This is a genomic window from Halodesulfovibrio aestuarii DSM 17919 = ATCC 29578 (assembly GCF_000384815.1).
Taxonomy (GTDB): Bacteria; Desulfobacterota; Desulfovibrionia; order Desulfovibrionales; family Desulfovibrionaceae; genus Halodesulfovibrio; species Halodesulfovibrio aestuarii.
In genome coordinates, this window is the sequence record NZ_ARQF01000016.1 from 40,755 (window position 1) to 63,950 (window position 23,196).

General features: G+C 46.7%; 24 protein-coding genes. 19 read left to right on the forward strand and 5 right to left on the reverse strand.

All coding sequences use genetic code 11. The features are described from left to right. Positions 1-7: 7 nt before the first annotated feature. The 3 genes from cbiM to F461_RS0101660 are packed head-to-tail and all read left to right on the forward strand — an operon-like array spanning position 8 to position 2,154. Complete coding sequence (gene cbiM / locus F461_RS0101650) at positions 8-661, forward strand: cobalt transporter CbiM (RefSeq protein ID WP_019999420.1); 654 nt, start codon at positions 8-10, stop codon at positions 659-661. Between the two features lie 3 nt (positions 662-664). Then, positions 665-1,432, forward strand: coding sequence for a cobalt ECF transporter T component CbiQ (gene cbiQ / locus F461_RS0101655; protein ID WP_019999421.1), 768 nt, complete (start codon positions 665-667; stop codon positions 1,430-1,432). Further along, positions 1,432-2,154: an energy-coupling factor ABC transporter ATP-binding protein gene (locus F461_RS0101660; RefSeq protein WP_019999422.1), complete on the forward strand. Its 723-nt coding sequence runs from the start codon at positions 1,432-1,434 to the stop codon at positions 2,152-2,154. Before cbiQ ends, F461_RS0101660 begins: the two co-directional genes overlap by 1 nt. 180 nt (positions 2,155-2,334) lie before the next feature. Here F461_RS0101660 and F461_RS0101665 read toward each other — a convergent pair whose 3' ends face one another. From F461_RS0101665 to F461_RS0101690, 5 genes are all read right to left on the reverse strand, one after another. Next, entirely contained in the window at positions 2,335-3,636 is a 1,302-nt protein-coding gene (locus tag F461_RS0101665) for a cytidylate kinase family protein (RefSeq protein WP_019999423.1), read from the reverse strand. A 174-nt stretch (positions 3,637-3,810) separates the two neighbouring features. Further along, positions 3,811-4,266 (reverse strand): MarR family winged helix-turn-helix transcriptional regulator, encoded by a 456-nt coding sequence (locus tag F461_RS0101670; RefSeq protein ID WP_019999424.1) that lies wholly within the window; start codon positions 4,264-4,266, stop codon positions 3,811-3,813. Between the two features lie 257 nt (positions 4,267-4,523). Continuing rightward, entirely contained in the window at positions 4,524-6,899 is a 2,376-nt protein-coding gene (locus F461_RS18400; RefSeq protein WP_019999425.1) for a mechanosensitive ion channel family protein, read from the reverse strand. Between the two features lie 364 nt (positions 6,900-7,263). After that, complete coding sequence (waaF, locus tag F461_RS0101685; RefSeq protein ID WP_019999427.1) at positions 7,264-8,292, reverse strand: lipopolysaccharide heptosyltransferase II; 1,029 nt, start codon at positions 8,290-8,292, stop codon at positions 7,264-7,266. Continuing rightward, complete coding sequence (locus tag F461_RS0101690; RefSeq protein ID WP_019999428.1) at positions 8,293-8,904, reverse strand: D-glycero-alpha-D-manno-heptose-1,7-bisphosphate 7-phosphatase; 612 nt, start codon at positions 8,902-8,904, stop codon at positions 8,293-8,295. A gap of 429 nt (positions 8,905-9,333) precedes the next feature. Here F461_RS0101690 and F461_RS0101695 point away from each other — a divergent pair, with 429 nt between their 5' ends. The 16 genes from F461_RS0101695 (at position 9,334) to hisA (ending at position 23,017) form a co-directional block, all read left to right on the forward strand. Next, positions 9,334-10,377 (forward strand): CNNM domain-containing protein, encoded by a 1,044-nt coding sequence (locus F461_RS0101695; RefSeq protein WP_019999429.1) that lies wholly within the window; start codon positions 9,334-9,336, stop codon positions 10,375-10,377. Between the two features lie 227 nt (positions 10,378-10,604). Continuing rightward, positions 10,605-11,018, forward strand: a complete 414-nt coding sequence (locus F461_RS0101700) for a cytochrome c maturation protein CcmE (RefSeq protein WP_019999430.1) — start codon at positions 10,605-10,607, stop codon at positions 11,016-11,018. A 72-nt stretch (positions 11,019-11,090) separates the two neighbouring features. After that, entirely contained in the window at positions 11,091-13,004 is a 1,914-nt protein-coding gene (locus tag F461_RS0101705; protein ID WP_019999431.1) for a heme lyase CcmF/NrfE family subunit, read from the forward strand. Further along, a complete protein-coding gene (gene ccmA, locus F461_RS0101710; RefSeq protein WP_019999432.1) occupies positions 12,994-13,641 on the forward strand; it encodes a heme ABC exporter ATP-binding protein CcmA in 648 nt (215 codons plus the stop codon). Before F461_RS0101705 ends, ccmA begins: the two co-directional genes overlap by 11 nt. Then, the gene (locus F461_RS0101715; protein WP_019999433.1) at positions 13,635-14,312 is read left to right on the forward strand and encodes a heme exporter protein CcmB; all 678 of its coding nucleotides are present in this window, start codon (positions 13,635-13,637) and stop codon (positions 14,310-14,312) included. Before ccmA ends, F461_RS0101715 begins: the two co-directional genes overlap by 7 nt. A 132-nt stretch (positions 14,313-14,444) precedes the next feature. After that, positions 14,445-15,119 (forward strand): cytochrome c biogenesis protein, encoded by a 675-nt coding sequence (locus F461_RS0101720; RefSeq protein WP_019999434.1) that lies wholly within the window; start codon positions 14,445-14,447, stop codon positions 15,117-15,119. A gap of 36 nt (positions 15,120-15,155) precedes the next feature. Next, positions 15,156-15,311, forward strand: coding sequence for a hypothetical protein (locus F461_RS19145; protein ID WP_019999435.1), 156 nt, complete (start codon positions 15,156-15,158; stop codon positions 15,309-15,311). 36 nt (positions 15,312-15,347) lie between these two features. After that, complete coding sequence (locus tag F461_RS18900) at positions 15,348-15,482, forward strand: CcmD family protein (protein WP_019999436.1); 135 nt, start codon at positions 15,348-15,350, stop codon at positions 15,480-15,482. Then, positions 15,475-16,050 carry a tetratricopeptide repeat protein gene (locus F461_RS0101735; RefSeq protein WP_019999437.1) on the forward strand — a complete coding sequence of 192 codons (576 nt, stop codon included), beginning with the start codon at positions 15,475-15,477 and terminating at the stop codon, positions 16,048-16,050. The genes F461_RS18900 and F461_RS0101735 overlap by 8 nt, the downstream gene beginning before the upstream one ends. Positions 16,051-16,397: 347 nt before the next feature. Continuing rightward, the gene (guaB, locus tag F461_RS0101740) at positions 16,398-17,855 is read left to right on the forward strand and encodes an IMP dehydrogenase (RefSeq protein ID WP_019999438.1); all 1,458 of its coding nucleotides are present in this window, start codon (positions 16,398-16,400) and stop codon (positions 17,853-17,855) included. A 21-nt stretch (positions 17,856-17,876) separates the two neighbouring features. Next, entirely contained in the window at positions 17,877-19,427 is a 1,551-nt protein-coding gene (guaA, locus tag F461_RS0101745; protein WP_019999439.1) for a glutamine-hydrolyzing GMP synthase, read from the forward strand. A 29-nt stretch (positions 19,428-19,456) separates the two neighbouring features. Then, positions 19,457-19,837: a Sec-independent protein translocase protein TatB gene (tatB, locus tag F461_RS0101750; RefSeq protein ID WP_019999440.1), complete on the forward strand. Its 381-nt coding sequence runs from the start codon at positions 19,457-19,459 to the stop codon at positions 19,835-19,837. A gap of 362 nt (positions 19,838-20,199) precedes the next feature. Continuing rightward, complete coding sequence (gene tatC / locus F461_RS0101755) at positions 20,200-20,955, forward strand: twin-arginine translocase subunit TatC (RefSeq protein ID WP_026364563.1); 756 nt, start codon at positions 20,200-20,202, stop codon at positions 20,953-20,955. A gap of 90 nt (positions 20,956-21,045) precedes the next feature. Next, a complete protein-coding gene (hisB, locus tag F461_RS0101760; RefSeq protein WP_019999442.1) occupies positions 21,046-21,636 on the forward strand; it encodes an imidazoleglycerol-phosphate dehydratase HisB in 591 nt (196 codons plus the stop codon). Further along, positions 21,636-22,286 (forward strand): hypothetical protein, encoded by a 651-nt coding sequence (locus F461_RS0101765; RefSeq protein WP_019999443.1) that lies wholly within the window; start codon positions 21,636-21,638, stop codon positions 22,284-22,286. The genes hisB and F461_RS0101765 overlap by 1 nt, the downstream gene beginning before the upstream one ends. Beyond that, positions 22,283-23,017, forward strand: a complete 735-nt coding sequence (gene hisA / locus F461_RS0101770) for a 1-(5-phosphoribosyl)-5-[(5-phosphoribosylamino)methylideneamino]imidazole-4-carboxamide isomerase (RefSeq protein ID WP_019999444.1) — start codon at positions 22,283-22,285, stop codon at positions 23,015-23,017. The genes F461_RS0101765 and hisA overlap by 4 nt, the downstream gene beginning before the upstream one ends. Positions 23,018-23,196: the final 179 nt, after the last annotated feature.

The following is a 23,196-nucleotide window of genomic DNA, read 5'->3' on the forward strand; positions in this document are numbered from 1 at the left end:
AAGTATTATGCACATTGCCGAAGGAGTTCTACCACCAGTTATTCTGGCCTCCAGCGCTATCTTATCAGCAGCAGGAGTTTGCATCGGTCTGAAAAAACTTGATTATGACCGAATCATGACAACTGCCATTCTTTCAGCCTCTTTCTTTGTCGCATCACTTATCCATGTCCCGATCGGGCCTGTATCCGGTCATCTCATCTTAAACGGACTACTCGGATTACTGCTCGGCTGGGTCTCGTTTCCGGCAATTATGGTTGCACTGGCATTGCAGGCAATCCTATTCCAGTTCGGTGGTATCACTACCCTTGGTGTAAACACCTTAAACATGGCGCTGCCACCAGTTATCTGCTTCTATGTATTTCGTCCTATGCTTAGTAAAGGCACCTTCTCTCTGCGGATGGCTTCCTTCTTATGCGGCATGACAGCAGTCGCCCTTTCAGCGCTGCTCACATCAGGTACCCTCGCCCTTGGCGGTGACAACTTCCTGAATTCCGCAAAAATTTTACTCATATCCAGCGTACCTGTGATGGTAATTGAAGGACTTATTACAGCCGTTGTTGTAGGATTCCTTGCCAAGGTAAGCCCACAGATTTTTGATTTCGAAATAGCGACGTCAAATTCTGTTGTTTCTGCGCAGACTTCACCCAGCACAACAGAGTAACGCATGTCGCTTGAATCCTTTGCCGAAGGCAAAAGCCCGTTTCATACAATGGATGCGGCAGCCAAACTGGCTGCCGCTGCTTTATTTTCAATCTGCACAGCACTGCTTACTTCCATAACCGCCGCCTGTGCTGCTTTGCTTGTCGGTATCGTTCTGCTGGCAGTTGCGCAACTGCCGTTTAAAATTCTTTGTAGACGCGTGCTCTTCATCAACGCATTTATTGCCTTTCTCTGGCTCACACTGCCGGTCTCGACCGCAGGCACCCCTCTCTTCACATGGGGCGGTTTTACCGTCACCAAAGAGGGTGTAGATCTGACGCTGTTAATCACGCTTAAATCAAACGCCATCATAGCGGCAGTGATTGCGCTGCTTGCCACATCAAACGTCACTGATATAGGTACAGGGTTCGCCAGACTGCATGTACCGCAAAAGCTCAGCCTGCTGTTCCTTTTCACATGGCGTTACATTCACGTAATCCTCGAAGAGTACAAACGGTTATCCACCGCCGCAACGCTGCGCGGGTTTGTACCCGGAACAAACAGCCATACGTACAAAACGTATGCAAATCTTATTGCAATGGTGCTCATAAAAAGTCATGACAGAGCTGAGCGAGTTTCCAATGCCATGAAATTACGAGGATTTAACGGTACGTTCCATTCCCTGCATCGCACACGAACGCACCCTGCTGACGCAGTAGTCGCAGCCACCATTGTCCTTCTCGGGACTGCCCTGCTCGCTGCGGACTATTTTCATCTTACGGAGTTACTGTAATGCCCACCCCTTTGCTTTCCCTCACCGATATTCATTACACATATGCAGGCACAACAGTGCCGGCTCTCACAGGGGCAAATCTGGAACTCTTCCCGAACTCCCGACTCGGTGTTCTCGGGTACAACGGCAGTGGCAAGACCACACTCTTCCTCGCAGCAATGGGAATACTCAAGCCCAACAAAGGCACCATCACCTACGCAGGAACGCAGCTTAAAGCAGAAAAAGATTTTCGCACACTTCGGGCTGAAATCGGCTATCTTTTCCAACGCTCAGATGATCAGCTTTTTTCACCTACTGTCATTGATGACGTAGCCTTCGGCCCTTTAAATCTTGGAAAAACACCGGAAACAGCTCAACGCATTGCAGCAGAAAAGCTTTCACTCGTAGGACTGCAAGGGTTCGAGAACCGCATAACGCACAAGCTTTCCGGTGGTGAAAAAAAAATGGTCGCCCTAGCCTCTGTTCTGGCAATGCAACCAAAAGCACTCCTCCTTGATGAGCCGACAAACGATCTCGATCCTGACACCCGAGAACGGCTGATAGGTATCCTTAAAGATCTTGATATAGCACTGTGCATCATATCCCATGACTGGGATTTTCTCGACAAAACATGCACCAGCTTCCTTAATGTGACAAACGGTACTACCAAATCAGCTGAGTGTATTCCGCATACACATGTGCATACTCACCAAGGTGGAAATGTTACACACAACCATGTATAACATATTGTAAATTTTCATTGCTTGCGACTCGCGCACCCCTTTCAGGAAATACAAAAAGGCTGCCCTACGTTATGTAGGACAGCCTTTGTTATTAGTTACGTCAGTAGCGATACGCTACATGAGACCTTTTTCAACAGACGTTTTTTCAATCTCCTTATGACAGGAGAATAGTAAAATAAACTACGATTGCAGAACAGCTTCCGGAGCAAGCTCTATGAGCTTGTGCGCTATCTGTTCTGTACTACCAAGAGAGCTGTCTATTGCAACATGGTAATTTGTAGAATCTCTCCAGTCTTTACCCGTATAATTTAAACAATAGTTAGCTCGTTCGCGATCTGATTGTTCTAATTCTTTTGTTGAGACTGCAGAAGCCACACCATATTCTTCAACAAGCTTTGCTTTACGAAACGTATCATTTGCATGAATAAAGATATTAAAACAGTTCGGGGCGTCCTTTAAAATAAAATTAGCGCAACGTCCGACAATAACGCATGGCCCCTTACTGCAAATCTCTCTAATAATTTTGCTTTGGATTAAAAATAAAATATCAGACGGCGGTATTCTGTCATTTACATAAGCATAATTCTGCATATAAAGCTCTTCTAATAGAGACTTTGCCAGTTTCTGCTCATTCTGCGCAATGTATTCTGTGGTAAACCCACTTTTTTCCGCAGTTATATTGATTAATTCCTTGTCATAAAAAGCAATTCCAAGTTCTTTGGCAATTTGCTGACCAACCCCATGACCTCCACTGCCGTACTCCCGTGAAATGGTAATAATCGGGAAAGTATTCGTATCTTCCGATGCAACTATCGCTGTTTCGTCAGCCTCGGCACCTTCGCCCAACCATGAGCCTATTCTCGACAACTTACTATTAGCAAGCTTTACAAGATAGCCAACAAACAAGGCAGCAATAACAGTTCCTTCGCGTATGCCTGCAAGATGACTCATTAAAGCAAAAGAACTGATTACCCCTATAATAACCAGTGAGCTATCAAATCCGACCTTAACTCTGCCGAATTCTTTTTTATACAGATCGGCAAGAACAACAGCCAAACCATCACCGGGAAGATATGTAAGGTTTGCTTTTACTAAAAGGAACACACCAAATGCGATAACAACGCAGCTAAGCAAACACCAAAAGAGCTGCCACCCGTAAGAGGAGACATTGATGCCACCAACCAGAGTTAATGCATAATCAATAAAAAAACCAAATACTGTTATTGCAGGAAGCTGAACCAATTGCAGCAAAGAATATTTTCTACGTAATATTAAAATTTGTATGATGATGAATAATATATTCATAAGAATAGTTAGTTCGCCCAGACTGAAATCGAACGTTAAACTATATACATATGGAATACATGAAATAGGTGATACTCCCAGATCTGCCTTAACAGATAAAGCAACACCCAACGCCATAACAAAAAGCCCTAAAACAAATACAACGACCCTTTTAAACATATTTCTACTTTTATACATGAAACATACTCGTTAAATTTAGCAATCTACTACGTAACATAGTAAATTACCTTCTATTGCTCTTTACATTTTCTGAATGGAAGATCTGAATTCAATACCCCGAATGATGACACTAACCACCTGAAAGTAGATGCAACTCACGTCTTTGTTGTGCCTTCTTACTATTGAATAATATTATCTACCCAATCTCACATGCATATTTTCGATAAGACGATCCAGCATACTGATAAACTGAAGTTGTTCTTCATCGTCAAACCCAGTGAATAACGCTTCGTTATGCTCTTTAAGAATAGCGATAAGCTTCTTTCGTAACGATTTAGTCTTGGCCGTAGAATAAACGCGTTTTCTGCGGCGATCTTGCTGATCTTCTTCACGGTAGACCAGTCCTTTGCTTTCGAGATCCTGTAAAGCTCGCGCCGTTGCTGCCCGGTCAAGACATAAGGATTGGGTTAAATCCTCCTGAATAATTCCTTCGCAATTCTGTATTTTCATTAAAAAAGGCAGCTTTCCGCTACCTATTCCAAGCTCAGATAAAGGGCCTGATACATTAACCATGCACAAGCGATGCAACATGGAAACCCGACGCCCGACAGAGCCCTGTTCGAACTCTTCCATTTTTTCTAAAAGCATAGTTCTCTCCAACTCGTTGACTAGTCAATAGATTTGGGAACCGGCATTGTCAACATATGAAAAAGAGCATCCAGCGAAATTTTTCTCTCAACCAAAACAAACAACGACAAAACGGGCTGCGACAAACTTGTCACAACCCGCTGAAAAGAAAGATGATGATACAGAAGACACACTCGATCTTAGTGCTGGAGACTGTTCAAAAAGGATTTTCTCAACCATCAAAAACAACACAACCGTCTGTAACATGAACTCATGTATCAGGTCGTTCCCTTGGCCTTTGCTTCCGCCGTTGCGGCTTCATCTGCCATGTTCTGCGCGGCAGCCGAAAGATCTCTGGTTTGCTCTGGAGTCAAATCTGCTCCCTCAGGCACATGCACGCCTACGGTTGGACGCGCGAATTCAATGCCTTCCTCTTTAAATATCTTACGCATTTTTTCATATACGACTTTTCTGATACTCCACTGTCCGCCCGGCACCGTCATAAACTTCACGCGCATGCGCAGTCCGTATTGTTCGATAGATTTGACGCCTTGGGACTTAATGTCATCGAGGAGTAAGGCGTCGAGTGCCGGGTCTTCACGCACTTCCTTGTTAATACGCTTCATAATCTTCTTAATTTTGTTCACGTCTGTATCAAACGGCACAAGGTACGGCAGTTTCATGATAGCAAAACCGCGCGACATGTTCGTAACAAAACTGATGGTTCCGAACGGAATAGTGAAAAGAGACCCTCGCGGGTGGCGCAGTTTCAGAGCACGTATAGATATCTCCTCCACTGTACCCATTGAATTTCCTATCTGGATGTAATCATTCACGCGGAATGCATCATCCATCAGGAAGAAAATTCCGGAGATAATATCTTTTACGAGAGTTTGTGCACCAAAACCGATGGCAAGACCGAACACACTGGCACCTGCCAGAAGCGGGGTGATGTCGATACCGAGGGATGACAAAATGATGAGTGACACGACAACAAGCAGAAAACCGAAAAGGAACTTGCGGAACAAGTGAAGCAGCGTTGCAAACCTGTCCCCGCCAGCATTACCGCTGTCTCCTTCAGAATCTGCGGCATGCCCGCTGATTTTTCGCTCTATAGCCACATTTATTAGCGCCCAGACAATATACGCCACAACAATGGTGAACAGAATTCCGATAAACGAACGTGCGGTATCCAACCCCATTCGGACAGGTACGCCCCATACGTAAAGCAAGCCCATGAACAGCAATAAAAAAATACCTATCCGGAAGCTGATCTTGAGCATATTCCGAAAACGCATGGCTGTAGTAATATGCGGAGTTTGTAGCGGATGCTGAGAAGGTTCGGCAGGGTCTGAAACATTTTCTCTGGCTGACTCTGTTCCGGTGCTATCCGAAATCTGTGATGCCTGCTCCGGCTGCATATCTTCGTGTACTGTAGACTCCGCAGGCGTATCCTTTTTTTCACCTTCACCCTCAATCAGGTGGCATCCTTCTGTCTGCAAAGCAAGACTGCTCATACAGTCTACAAGCTGCTGCGCAAGCCAGTTTGCAATGCAGTATACCGGCACAGCCAATATCGTGGCTATAGCCGGAATAACAGCACCGGAGCCTCGCACCATTAGGATAATAAGCCAGAATATCCAGCCGAGGAAAAGCCCTGTCACCAGCATTACATGCCATATTCCCGCAAGCTGAAACCGCAAAGACCCCGGAGTTGCATTCCTCCGCAAAGCCTCAGTGCCGTTACGGGCTTCCCATACGATTAATAACGATATGCCGCACACTACAACAAAGCTGGTAACCGCAAGTGACAACAAATACCAACGCTCTGCTTCCCCTTGCAACAGGATAAGAAATGAAATGAGCAAACCAAGAGCACCGATACGACTTATCCATAATATCCAATGATACACAGTCATGGCTGTTTCATTTGACAACGGAAGATACCTGAGCCCTTCAGCCTTCGGAACCAGCACAAATCGGGCAAGAAGCCCGACAAAATCTACCAGCAGAACAGCAATAAACCATGAAACTATTATGGGCTTTGCCGCGCTGCTGTGCTCATAATAAAAAAGATACAGTCCAAGAATAACGACGCTTGAAAACACAATTCCCAACAAATCCAGACCGGCCCGCATGCACAGTCGCAGACCTTTTTTAAAAAAGCCCCACTCAACCGGTGTGTTTTCTATAATTTTCCGCAAACGCTGCGTCTTTCTGCGGTACAACAAGCGCACAGCAATCCACACAAGAGTCAGCACAACGATTCCTCTTGCCAGACGCATCATCGGCACTTTACCGCTACCGCTTACTGCTTTAAAAACAACATCCGGTATATCCTTAGCTGTTTGTGCAGCATCCCCGAACAAATACTCAAACCTGTCGTGCACCCGTGCAAGCATCGCGTTAAACGTCAGCGCTATATTTTTATCACCTTTTGTAGCGTGAGATTCCACCGCTTCCTTACGCAATTCTTCAATAAGCAACGCCCGCACCTGTTCGTCGCTCATTCCCGCAAGGATAGCATCTACCTGTGCACTTGAAGCATGAGCCGGAATCTGCGGAACTTTTTCTGCGGCCTTGCTCACATTAACGAGCAAACAGCCAAGTAAAATAAGAACCAACGCAACGAAAATCTGATTTCGTATACTCACGGGTGCCTCCTATCAGTATCCTGTAAGCATACTCTTTTTTTACCTGTTATTCCTATGACATAAAAAAAGAGTAGAACTATACGTTCTACTCTCTTTACCTCTCAATCGTTACATTGGAATGAACCCAATGTTACTTATTTCTTTGTAAGCGGCTTACCACAGCACTGTAATGGCACGGAGCATCGTTCCTCCACATTGCCATCGGTCTTACAGGCGCAGCTTTTCAAAACTTTTATTTCCAAATGGCATGACGTACAATAGTACACATCACCTACTTTCATTTCACTGCAAACAACCATACAAACCTCCTTAATATTGCAAGCAGTGTAGCATATTCAAGGCAGGTTTGTTGTATATATCTTCCCTAAACAAACAACTTTTTCTCAACGTCATTCCACACCATTTCAGGTGTAATGGAATGCATACAGGAAAAGTGCCCTTTCGGGCAGGAGTTAGACCCATGCAGACCGCAGGGACGACATGCAAGTTCTGTTTCCAGAACGGTTGAAGCTTCACCACGGGGAAAAAATCCAAGTTCACGGACTGTTGGGCCGAAAATAGCTGTCAAAGGCGTCCGCTGCGCCCACGCAATATGCATCGGGCCGGAGTCGTTTGTCACATAGCAGGTAAGTTTATTCAGATACGCAGCTAACTGTACCAGAGAAAGCGCACCGGAAAGATCAATAAGGCTGTCAGAATCCTGCGCGCCACTTTTCTCTATAACTTCCTGAGCCATTAATTCTTCACCGGGCCCTCCAAACACCATAACCTGAGCACCCGCATCAATGGCTTTTGCAACCACCTCCGCATAATACTCGGCAGGCCAGCGCTTTGTTGCCCACACAGAGCCGGGATTAACCCCGAGCACAGGAGAAGTTATGTGTTTTTTCCAGAACGCATCCGCATCATCATATGCTGCTTGCGGCAAAACCAGTTCCGGCCAGTCAAGAGTTTCTGCAATGGAAAGCGGCTTTACAAGTTGCATAAGCCTTTCAATTTCTTCCAGCTCTGAAAATTTTCTATCCACAGTGGTGGTGTAGAGCCAGTTATTAAATATAGGCTTGTTGTAGCCGATGCGGGTATGGGCAGATGTCCAGCGTGCAATCACACCGCTTCTAAGGCTGGTATGCGCTGAAATCCATAGAGAATACTCTTTTTTGGCGAGTTCACGACCATAAGACAGGGCAGAAAAAAAAGACTTCTGTGAACCGCGCTTGTCGTACGCGTACACATTATCCAGTTCCGGCTGGGCAGAAAAAAGAGACTCCACGCCCTTACGGACATAGAAATCTATCGGAGAATCCGGAAATGCAGCTTTCACAGTCCGTATGAGCGGAAGTGTAAGAACAGCATCACCAAGAAAAGCGGTATTCCATATACCTATTCTGCCCATCTAGTTGTCCCCTTGTGCCAATTCGTTCTCAATCCAGCGTACTGCTGCGGAAAGATCTTTAGCAACGGCAAGCATCCAGCCATTTTCAGTACAAACCGTCACATATCCGGTAGATTCATCAACCTCGGGAAGCTCCAGCTTCTGGCGTTCTTTTTCACCTTTGCCTGTAAGCACCAGAATGGATGCGGCTAATCCGGCATTTTTACCAAGATCAATGTCTGCCTGCTTATCTCCGATCATGACAGACTCTTCCGGCAGTAACCCATACATATCTTTAAGCTGAGACCACATTCCCGTAAGAGGCTTACGGCAATCGCATTCTTCCTCAGGTGCGTGCGGACAAAAAACAGTATCCTCAATCATCGCGCCGAACAACTCTGCAAGTTCATCAAGTCGAACGGTACATGCGTGCAGATCATCTTCTGTAAAATATCCACGCCCGATGCCGGACTGGTTCGTGACAATATACAAGCGCATTCCTGCCTGCTGGAGTGCAGCAAGAGCTCTGCCCCCTTCCGGAATAAGTTCTACTTTTTCCGGATCAGATAAGTAATGTTTATCTACAATCACAGTACCATCACGATCGAGCAGTATATTTTTAATCTGCGCCATTTATTTTTTCCCTGAGTTTCTGTTATCAGTTATACTGGAATAGCGTTCGCGACTCTTTCGCACGGCATTCTATTTTTTGCAAGAAAATGAGGTAGAATCACATACTGAATAACGCCAACCAGATAGACACACCCCCCTTTCAATTTTTTGTATGATACTGTAATTTTTTTTGCATCGTTAACATATTGCTATCTCCTTAGTAAGTTAATAATAATTATCTGTAAGCGGGGAAAGGTAAGGAGGAGTGCCAGCCGAATGCGAATTTCGAGCGTTATTATAGCGAGCACCCGAAAGGGGCTTGCATACGGGTACAGAAAAACTCCCCCCACAATACGGTAGCAACTTGCCCAAAGATAGTGCATACATGACAGCAAACTACCGGTACACCCGCAATTACTACTATATATTAAATCTACCTGAAGGAACTACATGTTTGAGTTAATAACCGCCGTAACATTTTCAATTGTTATTTCGGCAACATGCTCTATTACCGAGGCTATTTTATACTCCGTCCCATGGAGTCATATTGAACGGCTCCGAAGTTCCGGTTCAAAAGCTGGCAGAACTCTATTTAAACTCCGCAGCGATGTTGAACGCCCGATCACCGCAATTCTTACCTTGAACACTGTTGCCAATACTGCCGGTGCTACACTGGCAGGCGCGGCGTTTACCAAGGTCTACGGAGCGGAGTACATGCCGTACTTTGCAGTCGGCTTTACTGTCAGCATTCTGCTTTTTTCAGAGATTGTTCCCAAAACACTCGGTGTATCCTATGCCCGACAGTTAAGCGGCGTTATTGCCCGGCCGTTGAACGGCTTAGTCATCATGCTCAGCCCGATCATTTACATTTGCTCCTGGATGACGCACAAACTTACGTCTTCCAATAAAGGGCCGAATGCCACTGAAGACGATATCCGCGCCATTGTAAGCCTGTCCCGTAATGCTGGCGAAATCGATTCCAGTGAAGCGGCATCCATCCAGAACATCCTTTCACTTGACCATAAACATGTGCACGAAGTTATGACCCCGCGCACAGTAACGTTTACTCTACCTGTCGATATCACTGTAAAAGAGGCACAACAGGTACTGGACATTAAACACTACAGCCGTATTCCGGTATACGCTGAAAATAATGAAGATATTGTCGGCATTGTTATGCGCCGCTTTATTTATGAAGAACTTGCTGCGGGTCGCACAGAAACCAAGCTTTCAACGCTGGTACGCCCCGTAAACTTTGTGCTGGATTCCGTCACGCTTGATAAAGTGCTTAGAAACTTCCTTGAAAGCAGAGAACATCTCTTCGTTGCTATCGATGAATATGGCGGAGTGAGCGGTGTTGTATCTCTTGAGGATGTGCTTGAGGAAATTCTCGGCACAGAGATTGTTGACGAAACAGACCGTGTAGATGATATGCAGCTGCTGGCAAGAAGCAAAAGAAAACAGCTGGGTAAGGACAAATTGATAACCCGTTAATAGTAAGGTATATCAAATCATACTTTACAACTCGCGGCCACACAAAACCGGATTCTCTTTACTACCGCACTTGCAACGAAACAGAGCACAGCTTTTTGTTACCCAAAACTATTTGTTGCAATGAGGCATTAAACCAATTATTCGAAAAAGGCATCTGATCCGGGGGAGAATGGCTCAGATAGCACAGGACATTTCTGTCCATAAAATCGACACTGTCAGGAGACACTATGGCAAAGAAAAACGGCAAAAGCGTATATATTGCTGCCCTGCTTCTTTTTTTAGGAGGCGTCGGGTATCTGCTTTTCTCCGGTTTTTCACAAAACAGCGTATACTTCCTGGAAGTTTCTGAAGCTTTGGCAATGACACCGGACCAGCTTGGTTCTGCCCGTCTTTTCGGTACCGTTAAGGCTGGCAAAATTGAGCGACATGAGGAAGGACTGGGCGTTACCTTCATTCTCGAAGATGCAAAAGATAAGAAACTCGTATTACCTGTTGTATACGATGGAGCCGTACCGGATACTTTCAAAGCCGGTGCTGAAGTCATTGTTGAAGGTAATATTGATGACGCAACAAAAGCGTTTCAAGCACGTACGCTTATGACAAAATGTCCATCGAAGTACGAAAAGAAAAATAGGGAATAGCCGGCTGCACATCCGTTCTATTCCACCTGTACTACTTCCCCCACGTCGCCGTTTATCGGCTGAAGGAGCATCATGCATCTCTTAGCATTTTTGCTGCTTGTGGCGTCTTTGCTGTTTGCCATTGGCTTCGGCGCAGTCGCTGCATTGCAGATTTGGCAGGGACGCTCTACCCTGCTGCACTGGATCGAAAAATCGCAGATGATGATTACAACTCTCATCACTCTGAGTTCATTAATTCTTCTCTGGGCACTGATTAACTTTGATTTCTCTAATTACTATGTATCAAGTTATACCAGCCTTGATCTTCCGCTTTTCTATCGCGTAACCGCCTTCTGGGCCGGTCAGGCCGGTTCCTTGCTCTTCTGGGCATGGTCAGTTGCGTTATGCGGCATTATTTTCTGTTACACTAACGCGTACAAAGCGCTTTCAGACGGCACTAAAATGTGGTTCTGGATGCTCTTCCTTACGTTTATCGGTTTCTTCTTATTCCTGTTGACCACATGGTCCAACCCGTTTGAGCTTATCAGCCCTATTCCCGCTGACGGTAACGGATTGAACCCGCTGTTGCAGAATCCGGGCATGATTTTTCATCCGCCGCTTCTGTTCCTCGGGTATGGTGGTTTCACTATCCCTAGCTGTCTTGCTCTTGCTCAGGCTCTCAACGGTTCCCAGCACGATGAAGGAAGCTGGACAGATGCGTCCCGCAACATGATTCTGTTTGCATGGCTTACCCTTACCGCAGGTATTATCCTCGGTTGCTGGTGGTCATACATGGAACTTGGCTGGGGCGGATACTGGGCATGGGATCCAGTGGAAAACGCATCGCTTATCCCTTGGCTCGTCGGGTCTGCATTCCTGCATACCTCTGTTATCGAGACCCGCAGAGGCAAGCTGCACAGAACAAACACCTTCCTTGTTGCGCTCACAACCATATCCGCTGTGTTCGCCACCTACCTTGTACGCAGCGGTGTTGTTGAGTCCTTACACGCATTCGGTGACGGTGGCGTCGGAACTCCACTGCTCATCTTTATTATCTTCTTTACCGCGTTGGCCCTGTTTGCAACGGCAACCTGCAAAAATCCAAACGCAAAACCGATGGCTGAACTCTTCAGCCGTGAAGGTTTGCTGCTGGTAGCTGCATGGTTCCTTATTGCACTTAGTGTTATCATCCTCATTGCTACAATGTGGCCGGTATTCTCCAAGTTCTTTACAAGCAACCCGCAGGGACTTGATCAAAACTTCTATAACAAAGTCTGTATGCCTCTGGCAGCCGTCATCTCCGTACTGCTGATGATCTGCCCATGGATGAAATGGAAAGGCGGCGTTAAAAGTACAATAATGCTTGGCACTGTTACTGCTGTCTTTATCGCTACAGGTGCCGGCATGTACATTGCCGGATACCAGATTCCTGTTTCCATCCTTGCTGTAGGTTCCGCTGCCGGGTGTATCGCCGGTATAGTTCTGCTCTTTGCGACAGACGCTTCTGTACGCAAAAGCAACCGGGCCATTAGCGCATACGGTGTGCACATCGGTGTTGCACTTATCGTTATCGGTATTGCATTCTCCGGTTCGTACAAGCAGGAAATTCAGACTAGGATCAGTCATGGCGGAACTGCTGCACTTCAAGAATACACATTCAAATACAAAAAACTGTATGAAGGTCAGGCACCGGGATATGTTTTCCTGCAAGCCGAAATTGACGTTTATGAAGACGGCAAGCTTGTTGGAACGCTTGAACCTCAGCGCCGCCTCTACAACAAATTCGGCAAAAACAGATCCTTCGCAGAAGTATCCATTATCCCGTCCTTCGGTGAAGAGCTTTACTCTTCCCTCCTCGGGGCAGACTCTCAAGGCAATATCACTGTTAAATTGAGTATTGAACCGATGGTTAACTGGTTCTGGATTGGTGGTACGCTTATGTGCCTCTTCCCGTTCATCGGATTTACCAGATTCCGCAAATCTGAAAAGGTAACGGATGCTGCTTAAACTGGACAAGGTTGCTAAATTTTATGGCAACCGTCTAATCATCAAGGATGTTTCCTGCACGGTTGAACCGGGTACAGTAACAATACTGGCCGGTCCTAACGGCGCGGGCAAATCAACCTTGCTCAAGATTATGGCAGGCCTTTCCGAGCCTACAGCCGGAGAGGTAAAGCTTACAGTAGAAAATGACAGTATTGGATACGTGGGACATCAGACCTTCATTTATCCAGATTTGTCAGCCCTTGAAAACTTGTCCTTCTGGTCTTCCCTTCACGGGCAGAAAAATGACGAGGACACACTGCTTGCCGCACTTGATCGTGTAGAGCTTAAACGCTTTGCATTCGAGCGCGCAGGTTGTTTCTCGCGCGGCATGGCGCAACGTTTGAATCTTGCCCGTGTATTTTTGCTCCAGCCGTCCCTTATCCTGCTTGATGAGCCGGGTACGGGACTGGATGTCCGTTCTATGAACATCCTGCATAACGAAATTGCTGCTGCAAAAGAACGCGGTGCGGGGCTTGTGTGGATCAGCCACTCCGTTGCTTCCGACCTCGTGCGCGCCGACAAAGTACTCGCCATCCGTGATAAGAAGGTTGAATACTTTGGCGAAGCACAGGGCTACACACCGGAGGCGGTATGTTAAAAGCAGCTGTTTCCATTGCCGCAAAAGACCTGAAACTTGTGCTTGCACGAGGAACAGGACTTATTCAGGCACTTCTACTCGGCTTACTGCTTATCTTTGTATTCAGTTTGTCTCAGCAGATCGGTGAAAAAATGAGTGCACAGGCTGCTGCTGCCATCTTCTGGCTGGCTTCAGTATTCTGTCAGGTACTTATCTTTAATACGTTATTCAGTCTGGAAGAACAAAACGGCGCACGCTTCGGCCTGCTCCTTTCCCCTGCCCCTGTGCAGTCGGTCTGGATAGGCAAAGCCCTCGGCGGTTTCGTTCTTCTTTTATGTGCGCAGGCAGTATTTCTACCGGCAACAATCGTTTTTCTTGGTCAATCTGTATCCAACTTATGGCATATAGGGCTGGCAATGCTCATTGCCATTGACCTTGGATTAATTTTGCTCGGAGCACTGCTTGGTGCGCTTTCACAGGGACAGGCTGCCAAAGAGTCTTTACTCTCTATCATTCTGTTCCCGTTACTTATTCCTATTCTGCTTGCAGGTGTACGCGTCGGGTCTGCCGCTTTTTCCGGTATCATTCCGGAAGGATTCGGGGACTGGCTCGGCATTGCCTGTGCGTTTGATGCGCTGTTCGGTGCCGCGGGGCTTTTGCTCTTCGGCTACATTTACAGCGGAGAAGAATAGGGTTGAAGACAACAGCGCTTCCGCTGCGCTGAATTGTCCCACTCCCAATAGGAAAAAACTTTGTCAGTAACTGGCTGTTTTGCTATATAAATCAAACAGTCAGAGATGCAGATAACAGTTACAGAGGATATAATGCGAACAAAATGGATAGCACCTGTGGCGCTTCTGGCCGCACCGGCGATGGCATTAAGCCAGTACCTCATCTACCAGTATGCCCCTGTTGAACAGGTAATGGGCATAGTGCAGAAGGTGTTTTACACTCACCTGCCGCTGGCATGGTGGTCACTCCTCAGCTTCTTCTGTGTATTCGTTGCCTCCATTATGTATTTGAAAACCCGCAAGCGTTTCTGGGACAATGTCGCAGCAGCATCAGCAGAAGTGGGTGTTCTTTTCAGCGGACTGGCTCTGGTCACCGGAATGATCTGGGGACGGCACAGCTGGGGTGTCTGGTGGACATGGGATCCGCGTCTCACCACGACCCTCGTTATGTGGTTCGTATACGCAGGCTACCTAATTCTGCGTTCCATGTCCCTTTCTACAGAACGCAAAGCTGTGGTCAGCTCTGTTGTCGGCATTGCCGCGTTCATTGATGTACCGCTTGTTTTCCTTTCCGCCCGTTTGTGGCGTTCTATCCACCCGGCTGTATTCAACAGCAAAACAGGTGGACTGGAACCGGAAATGAAAATTACGGCTATCGTCTGTGTTCTCTGCTTCGGTCTTATCTGGGCCACCCTTGTAGGCATCCGCTCCTCGCAGATGGCGCTCTCTGACCGTATTGATAATCTGACAACACATGACGAACTTTAACCATCTGAATAAATAAGAAACAGAAGGGCATTCACAATGGAAAGCTTTAGCTGGCCTCTTATGACGAACCTTGCAGTTATTATCTGTGCGGTCTGCTTCGGCCTTATTTGTGCAGCTCTTGTGGGTATTCGTTCATCTCAGGTGGCTCTTACAGACCGCATTGAGAAGTTAACAAAACACTACAAAAAATAACCGCCTGAATTTACAAGGCACTCAAGGAGATTCATCATGGAAAGCTCCAACTGGCTCCTCATGGCTAACGTTGCAGTCTGGGTAGGCATTGCAGGCTACCTCTTCTTTATCGCACGCAAACATTGCGAGTTAAGCAAACGCGTTCGCCAAATGGAGCTGCTGAATGACTAATGCTCCAATGAGGCAACCGACTACGGTTGCAAAAATATTCATTGCGGCAATCCTTCTGGGATTTGCTGTAATGCTCGTTACCTCGAGCTTTTACCGTACCAAGCACCCGAGCCTGACCAAAGTTGTCCAGCCTCGCAACACGGTTTCCGCAGAAGCTAAAAACGATAGCTCTGCACACATTGCAGAGCTTATGGGCAAGCTCAAAGAAGACGCAAACAATGTGAAGCTGCTTGAAGAAATTGCCCAGCATTTTATGGATGATGGAGAATACAGTCAGGCTCGCATGTTTATCCAGCGCGGCATTACAGCCCAGCCGAATAACGCGCACCTGTTCTACATGCTCGGCATGGCCAACTTTAAGCTGCAAAGCTACAGCAAAGCAGCTAAAGCTTTTGAGACCTCTATTGCTATTGCAGATGATCCTTCTGCGCGCTATAATCTGGGGGTACTGCTTAAGTACTATCTGGATAAACCAGCAGAGGGTAACGAACAGTTTAAAAAGATTGTTTCCTCATCTGCCAATAAAAATCTTAAAGCCGCTGCGCAAAAAGAACTCAATGACAAATAAATTTAACAGATTACACTAACGCACAAAGCGCATTGCACTTGCAATGCGCTTTTTTTATACCCGATACGTATTGTACATGAAGCCCATTTGTCTCATGCTGTATCAGATCATCTTTTAAAGATTTTATGGTATAGTCCCTACGAAATCGGTTTCACTACTACTAAAAAGTATAATCAACCGTTGACATAGAATCAAAGGGCGCATACGCTAACGGGATTACCTAAAGTACTATCCGCCTAAACACACTAGGGAAGAAAGTACTGAACTCCAGGCCGGTTAAACGCGTGAATTTACGCTACTGTGGCCTTTTTTAATAGCTACCCAAAACTTATTTGGAGACCCACACAATGAGCGTAATCTTAGGCAAAGCACTGACTTTTGACGACGTGTTGCTTCTTCCAGGTTATTCTGAAGCCACGCCGGATCAGGTGGACCTCTCCACCAAGCTCACAAATTCCATCGCACTGAACATTCCACTTATTTCAGCAGCAATGGATACCGTCACCGAATCTGACATGGCCATCGCAATGGCCCGACACGGTGGCATCGGTGTTATTCACAAAAATATGCCATTTGAGCAGCAGTGCCTCGAAGTAGAAAAGGTTAAGAAATCTGAATCCGGAATGATTCTTGACCCTGTGACCGTTGAGCCTACCCTGACCATCACTCAGGCTCTCGAAGTTATGTCTACTTACAGAATTTCCGGCCTTCCTGTCGTTGAAAACGGAAACCTCGTTGGTATCATCACCAACCGTGACGTTCGTTTCGTCGACGATCCTGACGAAACTCTTGTTTCTGACATGATGACCAAAGACAAGCTTGTAACTGTTCCTGTTGGCACCACTCTGGAACAGGCAAAAGAACACTTGCACAAGCACCGCATTGAAAAACTGCTTGTTGTCGACGATGACAACACCCTGCAGGGCATCATTACCATGAAGGATATTGAGAAAGAAATTAAATATCCTAAGGCATGTAAAGATGCGAACGGCCGTCTTCGTGTCGCAGCAGCCCTCGGTGTTGGTGAAGATTGTAAAGAACGCGCTCAGGGTCTGCTCGACGCAGGTGCTGATGTTCTCGTTCTTGACTCTGCACACGGCCACTCACTGAACATTCTTAAAGCTGTAGAATCTATTCGCACCTCCTTCCCTGATGCGCAGATTATTGCCGGCAACGTCGCGACCTACGAAGGTGCAAAAGCTTTGTTCGAAGCTGGCGCAGACACCGTTAAGGTTGGCATCGGCCCTGGCTCCATCTGTACTACTCGAATTGTTGCGGGCGTTGGTGTTCCACAGATCACAGCCGTTCAGGAATGCTGTAAAGCAGCCAAAGAATTTGGCCGTCACATCATTGCTGACGGTGGCATCAAATACTCCGGCGACATTGTAAAAGCTCTGTGCGTCGGCGCATCTTCTATCATGATCGGTTCACTCTTCGCAGGTACTGACGAATCCCCGGGTGAAACTGTTCTTTATCAGGGTCGTCGTTACAAAAACTACCGCGGCATGGGTTCCATCGATGCAATGAAAGCTGGTAGCTCAGACCGTTACTTCCAGGAAAAGAGCAAAAAACTTGTTCCTGAAGGTATCGTTGGACGCGTGCCGTACAAAGGCCCTGTTCAGGACTCCGTATACCAGCTCTTAGGTGGTCTTCGTTCCGGTATGGGTTACATTGGCGCAAAAACTATTGTTGACATGCCTGAGGTTTCCAAAATGGTGGAAATTTCTACTGCAGGTCTTCGTGAATCTCATGTTCACGACGTTATCATTACGAAAGAAGCTCCCAACTACCGAGTTGAGAACTAATCTCTCTTTCTAGAGGAACTTATGGACGCAATTAGCAAAGTCGTTATTGTTGACTACGGCTCTCAGTTTACTCAGCTTATCGCACGTCGCGTACGCGAAGCGGGCGTATACTCTGAAATTCACCCTTGCATCGTTACAGCTGAAGAAGTCAAAGCAATGAATCCTTCTGCTGTGATTCTTTCCGGTGGCCCTTCAAGCGTAGGCGATGAAGACGCACCTACTCTTGACATGGGTCTGCTTGAGCTTGGCGTACCAGTACTCGGTATCTGCTACGGCATGCAGCTTCTCGCGCACAACATGGGTGGCAAACTTGCAAGCTCTGAGACTCGTGAATACGGTCCTGCAGACTTTAAAATGACTGCAGACTGCCCTCTCTTTGCTGACCTTAACCGTGAAGAATCCTTACGTGTATGGATGTCTCACGGCGATCAGGTTAAAGCTGTGCCGCCTTGTTTCGAGATCATCGGTTCTACCGAGACTCTTGAAGTTGCAGCTATGGCGTGCGTAGAGAAAAACATTTACGCTCTCCAGTACCATCCGGAAGTACATCACTCCGAAGGTGGCGACACCATGATCAACAACTTCCTCTTCAAGATCGCAGGAATAACTCCAGACTGGACAATGTCAGGATTTATCGACTCTGTTATCAAAGATTGTCAGGAAACAGTTGGTCCTGAAGGCAACGTCGTTTGCGGACTCTCCGGCGGCATTGACTCAACCGTTGTTGCTGTTCTTCTGAACAAAGCAATCGGTCATCGTCTCCACTGCATCTTTGTTGACAACGGCCTCATGCGTCAGAACGAAGTTGAAGAAGTTTCCAGCTACCTGCGCGAACACTTCGACCTCAACCTCACTGTTGTAGACGCCCGTGAGCGTTTCTTGTCCAAACTTGAAGGCGTTGAAGATCCTGAGAAAAAACGCAAAATCATCGGCTACGAATTTATCGATGTATTTGATAAAGAAGCAGCACGAATTGAAAACGTTAAATTCCTTGCACAGGGCACCCTGTACCCTGACGTAATCGAATCTATCTCTCACAAAGGGCCTTCTGCTGTAATCAAAAGCCATCACAACGTCGGCGGCCTGCCTGACGATATGGAACTTGAACTCATCGAGCCGCTTCGCGAGCTCTTTAAAGATGAAGTACGTAAAGTTGCTATCGAACTCGGCATGCCTGACTCCGTAGTTTGGCGTCATCCATTCCCTGGTCCTGGTCTTGCCATCCGTATTATCGGTGAAATTACCGATGAACGTCTCACTATTTTGAGAAAAGCAGATAAAATCGTACAGAACGAGTTGACTGCATCCGGATGGTATCGCAAAGTGTGGCAGGGCTTTGCTGTTCTGCTGCCGCTTAAGACTGTTGGGGTTATGGGCGACGACAGAACCTACGAAAACGTTATTGCCCTTCGTATTGTGGATAGTGTAGATGCTATGACAGCTGACTGGGCACGCCTTCCTTCCGAACTGCTGGAAAAAATTTCCAGCCGTATCATTAACGAAGTGAATGGCGTAAACCGCGTTGTTTATGACATCTCCTCCAAGCCACCGAGCACTATCGAGTGGGAATAAGCCAACCTTAGCTAATTGGGCGTGACTGCATGTTTGGAATCGGTACTACTGAAATACTGGTTATTCTTGTTGTAGCACTTATTGTGCTGGGTCCTAAGAGTTTGCCGAAAGTGGCTCGTACACTTGGGAAAGGTCTTGCGGAATTCCGCCGTGTATCTACTGACTTTCAGCGTACTATCAACACTGAAATCGCATTAGATGAACACGCAAAAGAGAAAAAAGCTGCTGAAAAGAAAATTTTCGGTGACGAAGACTCTAAAACGGAAGCAAAATCTGCTCCTGAACCGGCTGCCGAGTCGTCAACAGCTGACGCTACCGGAAACCTCGCAGTAGCTCCCGACAATGCAGAAGATGCTCAGCCGATAGCTAAAGAGACTGCTGACCAAAAGACCGAGAAGGAACAGGCGTAATGAGCGTTGATAAAAAAAATGACGCTCAGCCTTCTGAAGCAGACGAAACTGCTTCCAATGACGAGCACATTGAAGACGTTGAGTCTTCTGAGACTGATACTTCTGACAATGTGCACGCAGACGGAAGCGATGATTCTGATCCTTCTGCTGAGATAGAGTTCTCAGACGGTTCCCGTCCTGATCACATAGATGATCATGACGACGAAGATATAGATAACACCGCGTCCGAGGCACATGCTGCCTCGGACGACGGTGATTCTAATGATAACGAACAGGAATCTTCTACTCCCCCTACTCTGATAGACCATATTAATGCGTTGGATAATGAGGACGAGGATGATGAAGACGAAGAAGAAGAGTCAATGACTCTCCTGCAGCACCTTGATGAGCTTCGCGTGCGCTTAAAGCGCATCAGCTTTGCAATCATCATCGGCTGTCTTGCCTGTTACAGTTTTGCTGAAAAGCTCTTTGATTATCTGGTAATGCCGATGGTTGCGGTAATGCCGGACCAAAGTTCTTTCATCTACACAGCGCCGCATGAAGCGTTTGTGACCTACCTTAAAGTAGCCGCCTTGGCAGGCTTTTTTATCTCCAGTCCTTATATTTTCTACCAAATATGGGCATTTATTGCACCGGGACTGTATGAAGAAGAGCGTAAGTACATTATTCCAATCGCATTTTTCTCTGCTGCCTGTTTTATAGGCGGCGGCGCATTTGCCTACTTTATTGTATTCCCGTTTGCTTTTGAATTTTTCATGAGCTTTAACACAGGCCACATTCAGGCCATGCTTAAGCTCAACGAATATTTAAGCTTCTCGATGAAGCTGATCTTCGCCTTCGGCCTTGTTTTTGAGATGCCGCTGTTTGCCCTGTTCCTGAGCAGATTAGGAATTGTGACAGCAGAAATGATGCGTAAAGCACGTAAGTTTGCTATACTCTTCTCATTTGTCCTGGCTGCTATCCTTACGCCACCGGATGTTGTATCCCAGCTTCTCATGGCGGGACCATTGATGATTCTGTATGAAATCTCAATTGTCATCGCTGCAGTCTTCGGCAAACGCCGCCCTTCCGAGGAAGACGACGACACCGAAGATGATGAAGCAGTGGCTGAGTCTTAACAGACTCCTTCCTGCACTCTACTAGGTGTACTACAGGCCGGGCTTTTGCCCGGCTTTTAACCATCTACCGACTAAATCTGAGGTAAACGTATGACTCAACGTACCGCAACCATTACAAGAGACACAAGTGAAACCAAAGTATCACTGACTCTTACTCTGGACGGAACCAGCAATGTAGACGTGAAAACTGGTTGGGGTTTTGCCGACCACATGCTCACCCTTATCGCATTCTGGGGCGGCTTTGATCTCCATATTCATTGTGACGGAGATTTACACGTTGATGCACATCATACACTCGAAGATATTGGTATCTGCCTCGGTAATGCCCTTCGCGAAGCTCTTGGAGACCGAAAAGGTATCAACCGCATCGGCATGGCTAAAGTGCCAATGGACGAATCAATCTCTGAAGTGAACATCGACATTTCCGGTCGCCCTTATCTTGTGTATCGCGGTGACGACCTATTGCCTCCTGTTATTGCCGGTGATGAGTCTGACCTGTGGCGCGAATTCTTCAAATCCGTCAGTTATGGCGCAAGAATAAACATGCATATTTCTTACCTTTATGGTAAAAATGGGCATCACCTGCTCGAATCAGCATGTAAAGGCTTAGGATTGGCTCTGCGCATGGCTGCTTCCTGTGACCGAAACCAACTACTCAGCACCAAAGGGAGTCTTGATTAATGCATAAACATCTTCGTCATACCGGCCTTATTCTTTGCCTAGTTGGCTTGTTTATGGTTGGCGGTTGCGCTAAACCCACACCACCTGCCCAATTACCACCATTAGCTATGGGGCTGGCAAACTTTACCCAGCCGACCACCACTGGCGAATTGCTTGCTGGATACATCCCTTCCGACCAGTTTAAAGTTTCTGCTGAAACTCTGGACAAACTGAATGCTGATTTTGAAAAACTTTTGATGACAGAAACTACCCGCGTATATACGAGCGGTGCCGCTGCGAGCCAGTGTTACGAAATTACCACGGCACAACACAGAGAAGATCCGCTCAATGCGTTACAATTCTGGAATCAGGTTGGCATATGTATGAAGGCAGACGTTCTTATCATTCCGCAAGTAATTGACTGGACACCTCGCGAAGGTGGCAATATGGGCGCATTCCAGTCTGCGGGTGTTAATATGGACTTCTACACATTACGCGTTGATGCTGAAGAGCCTTCAATCTCACGTTTTCATTTTGAAGAAACCCAAGAAAGCCTTTCTGAAAACCTTCTCAACATTAAAAAGTGGTTCAAGCGTAAAGGTCACTGGATTACAGCTGAACAGCTTGCTGAAGAAGGAATGCGTCAGGCTATAACGGAGCTTGGTCTGTGATAATTTTTCCTGCTGTAGACATTAAAGGCGGACAGGCTGTTCGTCTTAAACAGGGTAAAGCCGATCAGGAAACTGTGTTTTCCTCCGATCCGGTAGCAATGGCAAAAAAATGGCAGGAACAAGGCGGCAAATGGCTCCATGTAATTGATCTTGATGGTGCTTTTTCCGGCGAACCAGTCAACCGTGATCTTATTAAAAACATCTGCTCCAGCGTAGATATGCCTGTTCAGCTCGGCGGTGGCATCCGCGATCTGAAAACCGCAAAAGCGTATCTTGACGCTGGCGTTTCCCGTCTGATCATCGGTACTATCGCGCTGACGGAACCTGAATTATTCGGCTCCATCTGCAAGGCATTTCCGGGTAAAATCGGTGTGTCCCTTGATGCAGAAGGCGGCGTATTAAAAACAAAAGGCTGGGTAGAAGACAGCGGCCTTACTATCTACGATGTGCTCCCGCGCATGGAAGAACAAGGCGTAGCTTTCATCATCTACACCGACATCGACCGCGATGGTATGCAGACTGGTGTCAACCTGCCTGCACTTACCAAACTGGCGCAGACATCGTCTGTTCCTGTAATTGCTGCAGGCGGTGTTGCAACTCTTGATGATATCAAGGCACTGTACCCGCTCACAAAGCAAGCCAACCTTGAAGGTGCTATTTCCGGAAAAGCTATATACACCGGAACGCTTGACCTTAAAGAAGCTTCTGACTGGATTGCAGCGCAAGACTAGCAACTCCGGACATACAAAGAGTAAAGCGAACCTGTAGTATTCAGGTTCGCTTTTTTATTTAGCCTTTACATGACTATTGCGACTAGTTATTACTTTTAATCAACTATACCATTGTATAACAGTTCATTTGCACATAGACACGTATACTACAGTAAAGCACATTCATACGGAGGCTAAGT

Excerpts from the sequence above, each read along its gene's own strand:
- cbiM (WP_019999420.1), top strand. The coding sequence starts at position 8 with ATGCACATTGCCGAAGGAGTTCTACCACCAGTTATTCTGGCCTCCAGC.
- cbiQ (WP_019999421.1), top strand. The coding sequence starts at position 665 with ATGTCGCTTGAATCCTTTGCCGAAGGCAAAAGCCCGTTTCATACAATG.
- F461_RS0101660 (WP_019999422.1), top strand. The coding sequence starts at position 1,432 with ATGCCCACCCCTTTGCTTTCCCTCACCGATATTCATTACACATATGCA.
- F461_RS0101665 (WP_019999423.1), bottom strand. The coding sequence starts at position 3,636 with ATGTATAAAAGTAGAAATATGTTTAAAAGGGTCGTTGTATTTGTTTTA.
- F461_RS0101670 (WP_019999424.1), bottom strand. The coding sequence starts at position 4,266 with ATGCTTTTAGAAAAAATGGAAGAGTTCGAACAGGGCTCTGTCGGGCGT.
- waaF (WP_019999427.1), bottom strand. The coding sequence starts at position 8,292 with ATGGGCAGAATAGGTATATGGAATACCGCTTTTCTTGGTGATGCTGTT.
- F461_RS0101690 (WP_019999428.1), bottom strand. The coding sequence starts at position 8,904 with ATGGCGCAGATTAAAAATATACTGCTCGATCGTGATGGTACTGTGATT.
- F461_RS0101695 (WP_019999429.1), top strand. The coding sequence starts at position 9,334 with ATGTTTGAGTTAATAACCGCCGTAACATTTTCAATTGTTATTTCGGCA.
- F461_RS0101700 (WP_019999430.1), top strand. The coding sequence starts at position 10,605 with ATGGCAAAGAAAAACGGCAAAAGCGTATATATTGCTGCCCTGCTTCTT.
- F461_RS0101705 (WP_019999431.1), top strand. The coding sequence starts at position 11,091 with ATGCATCTCTTAGCATTTTTGCTGCTTGTGGCGTCTTTGCTGTTTGCC.
- ccmA (WP_019999432.1), top strand. The coding sequence starts at position 12,994 with ATGCTGCTTAAACTGGACAAGGTTGCTAAATTTTATGGCAACCGTCTA.
- F461_RS0101715 (WP_019999433.1), top strand. The coding sequence starts at position 13,635 with ATGTTAAAAGCAGCTGTTTCCATTGCCGCAAAAGACCTGAAACTTGTG.
- F461_RS0101720 (WP_019999434.1), top strand. The coding sequence starts at position 14,445 with ATGCGAACAAAATGGATAGCACCTGTGGCGCTTCTGGCCGCACCGGCG.
- F461_RS19145 (WP_019999435.1), top strand. The coding sequence starts at position 15,156 with ATGGAAAGCTTTAGCTGGCCTCTTATGACGAACCTTGCAGTTATTATC.
- F461_RS18900 (WP_019999436.1), top strand. The coding sequence starts at position 15,348 with ATGGAAAGCTCCAACTGGCTCCTCATGGCTAACGTTGCAGTCTGGGTA.
- F461_RS0101735 (WP_019999437.1), top strand. The coding sequence starts at position 15,475 with ATGACTAATGCTCCAATGAGGCAACCGACTACGGTTGCAAAAATATTC.
- guaB (WP_019999438.1), top strand. The coding sequence starts at position 16,398 with ATGAGCGTAATCTTAGGCAAAGCACTGACTTTTGACGACGTGTTGCTT.
- guaA (WP_019999439.1), top strand. The coding sequence starts at position 17,877 with ATGGACGCAATTAGCAAAGTCGTTATTGTTGACTACGGCTCTCAGTTT.
- tatB (WP_019999440.1), top strand. The coding sequence starts at position 19,457 with ATGTTTGGAATCGGTACTACTGAAATACTGGTTATTCTTGTTGTAGCA.
- tatC (WP_026364563.1), top strand. The coding sequence starts at position 20,200 with ATGACTCTCCTGCAGCACCTTGATGAGCTTCGCGTGCGCTTAAAGCGC.
- hisB (WP_019999442.1), top strand. The coding sequence starts at position 21,046 with ATGACTCAACGTACCGCAACCATTACAAGAGACACAAGTGAAACCAAA.
- F461_RS0101765 (WP_019999443.1), top strand. The coding sequence starts at position 21,636 with ATGCATAAACATCTTCGTCATACCGGCCTTATTCTTTGCCTAGTTGGC.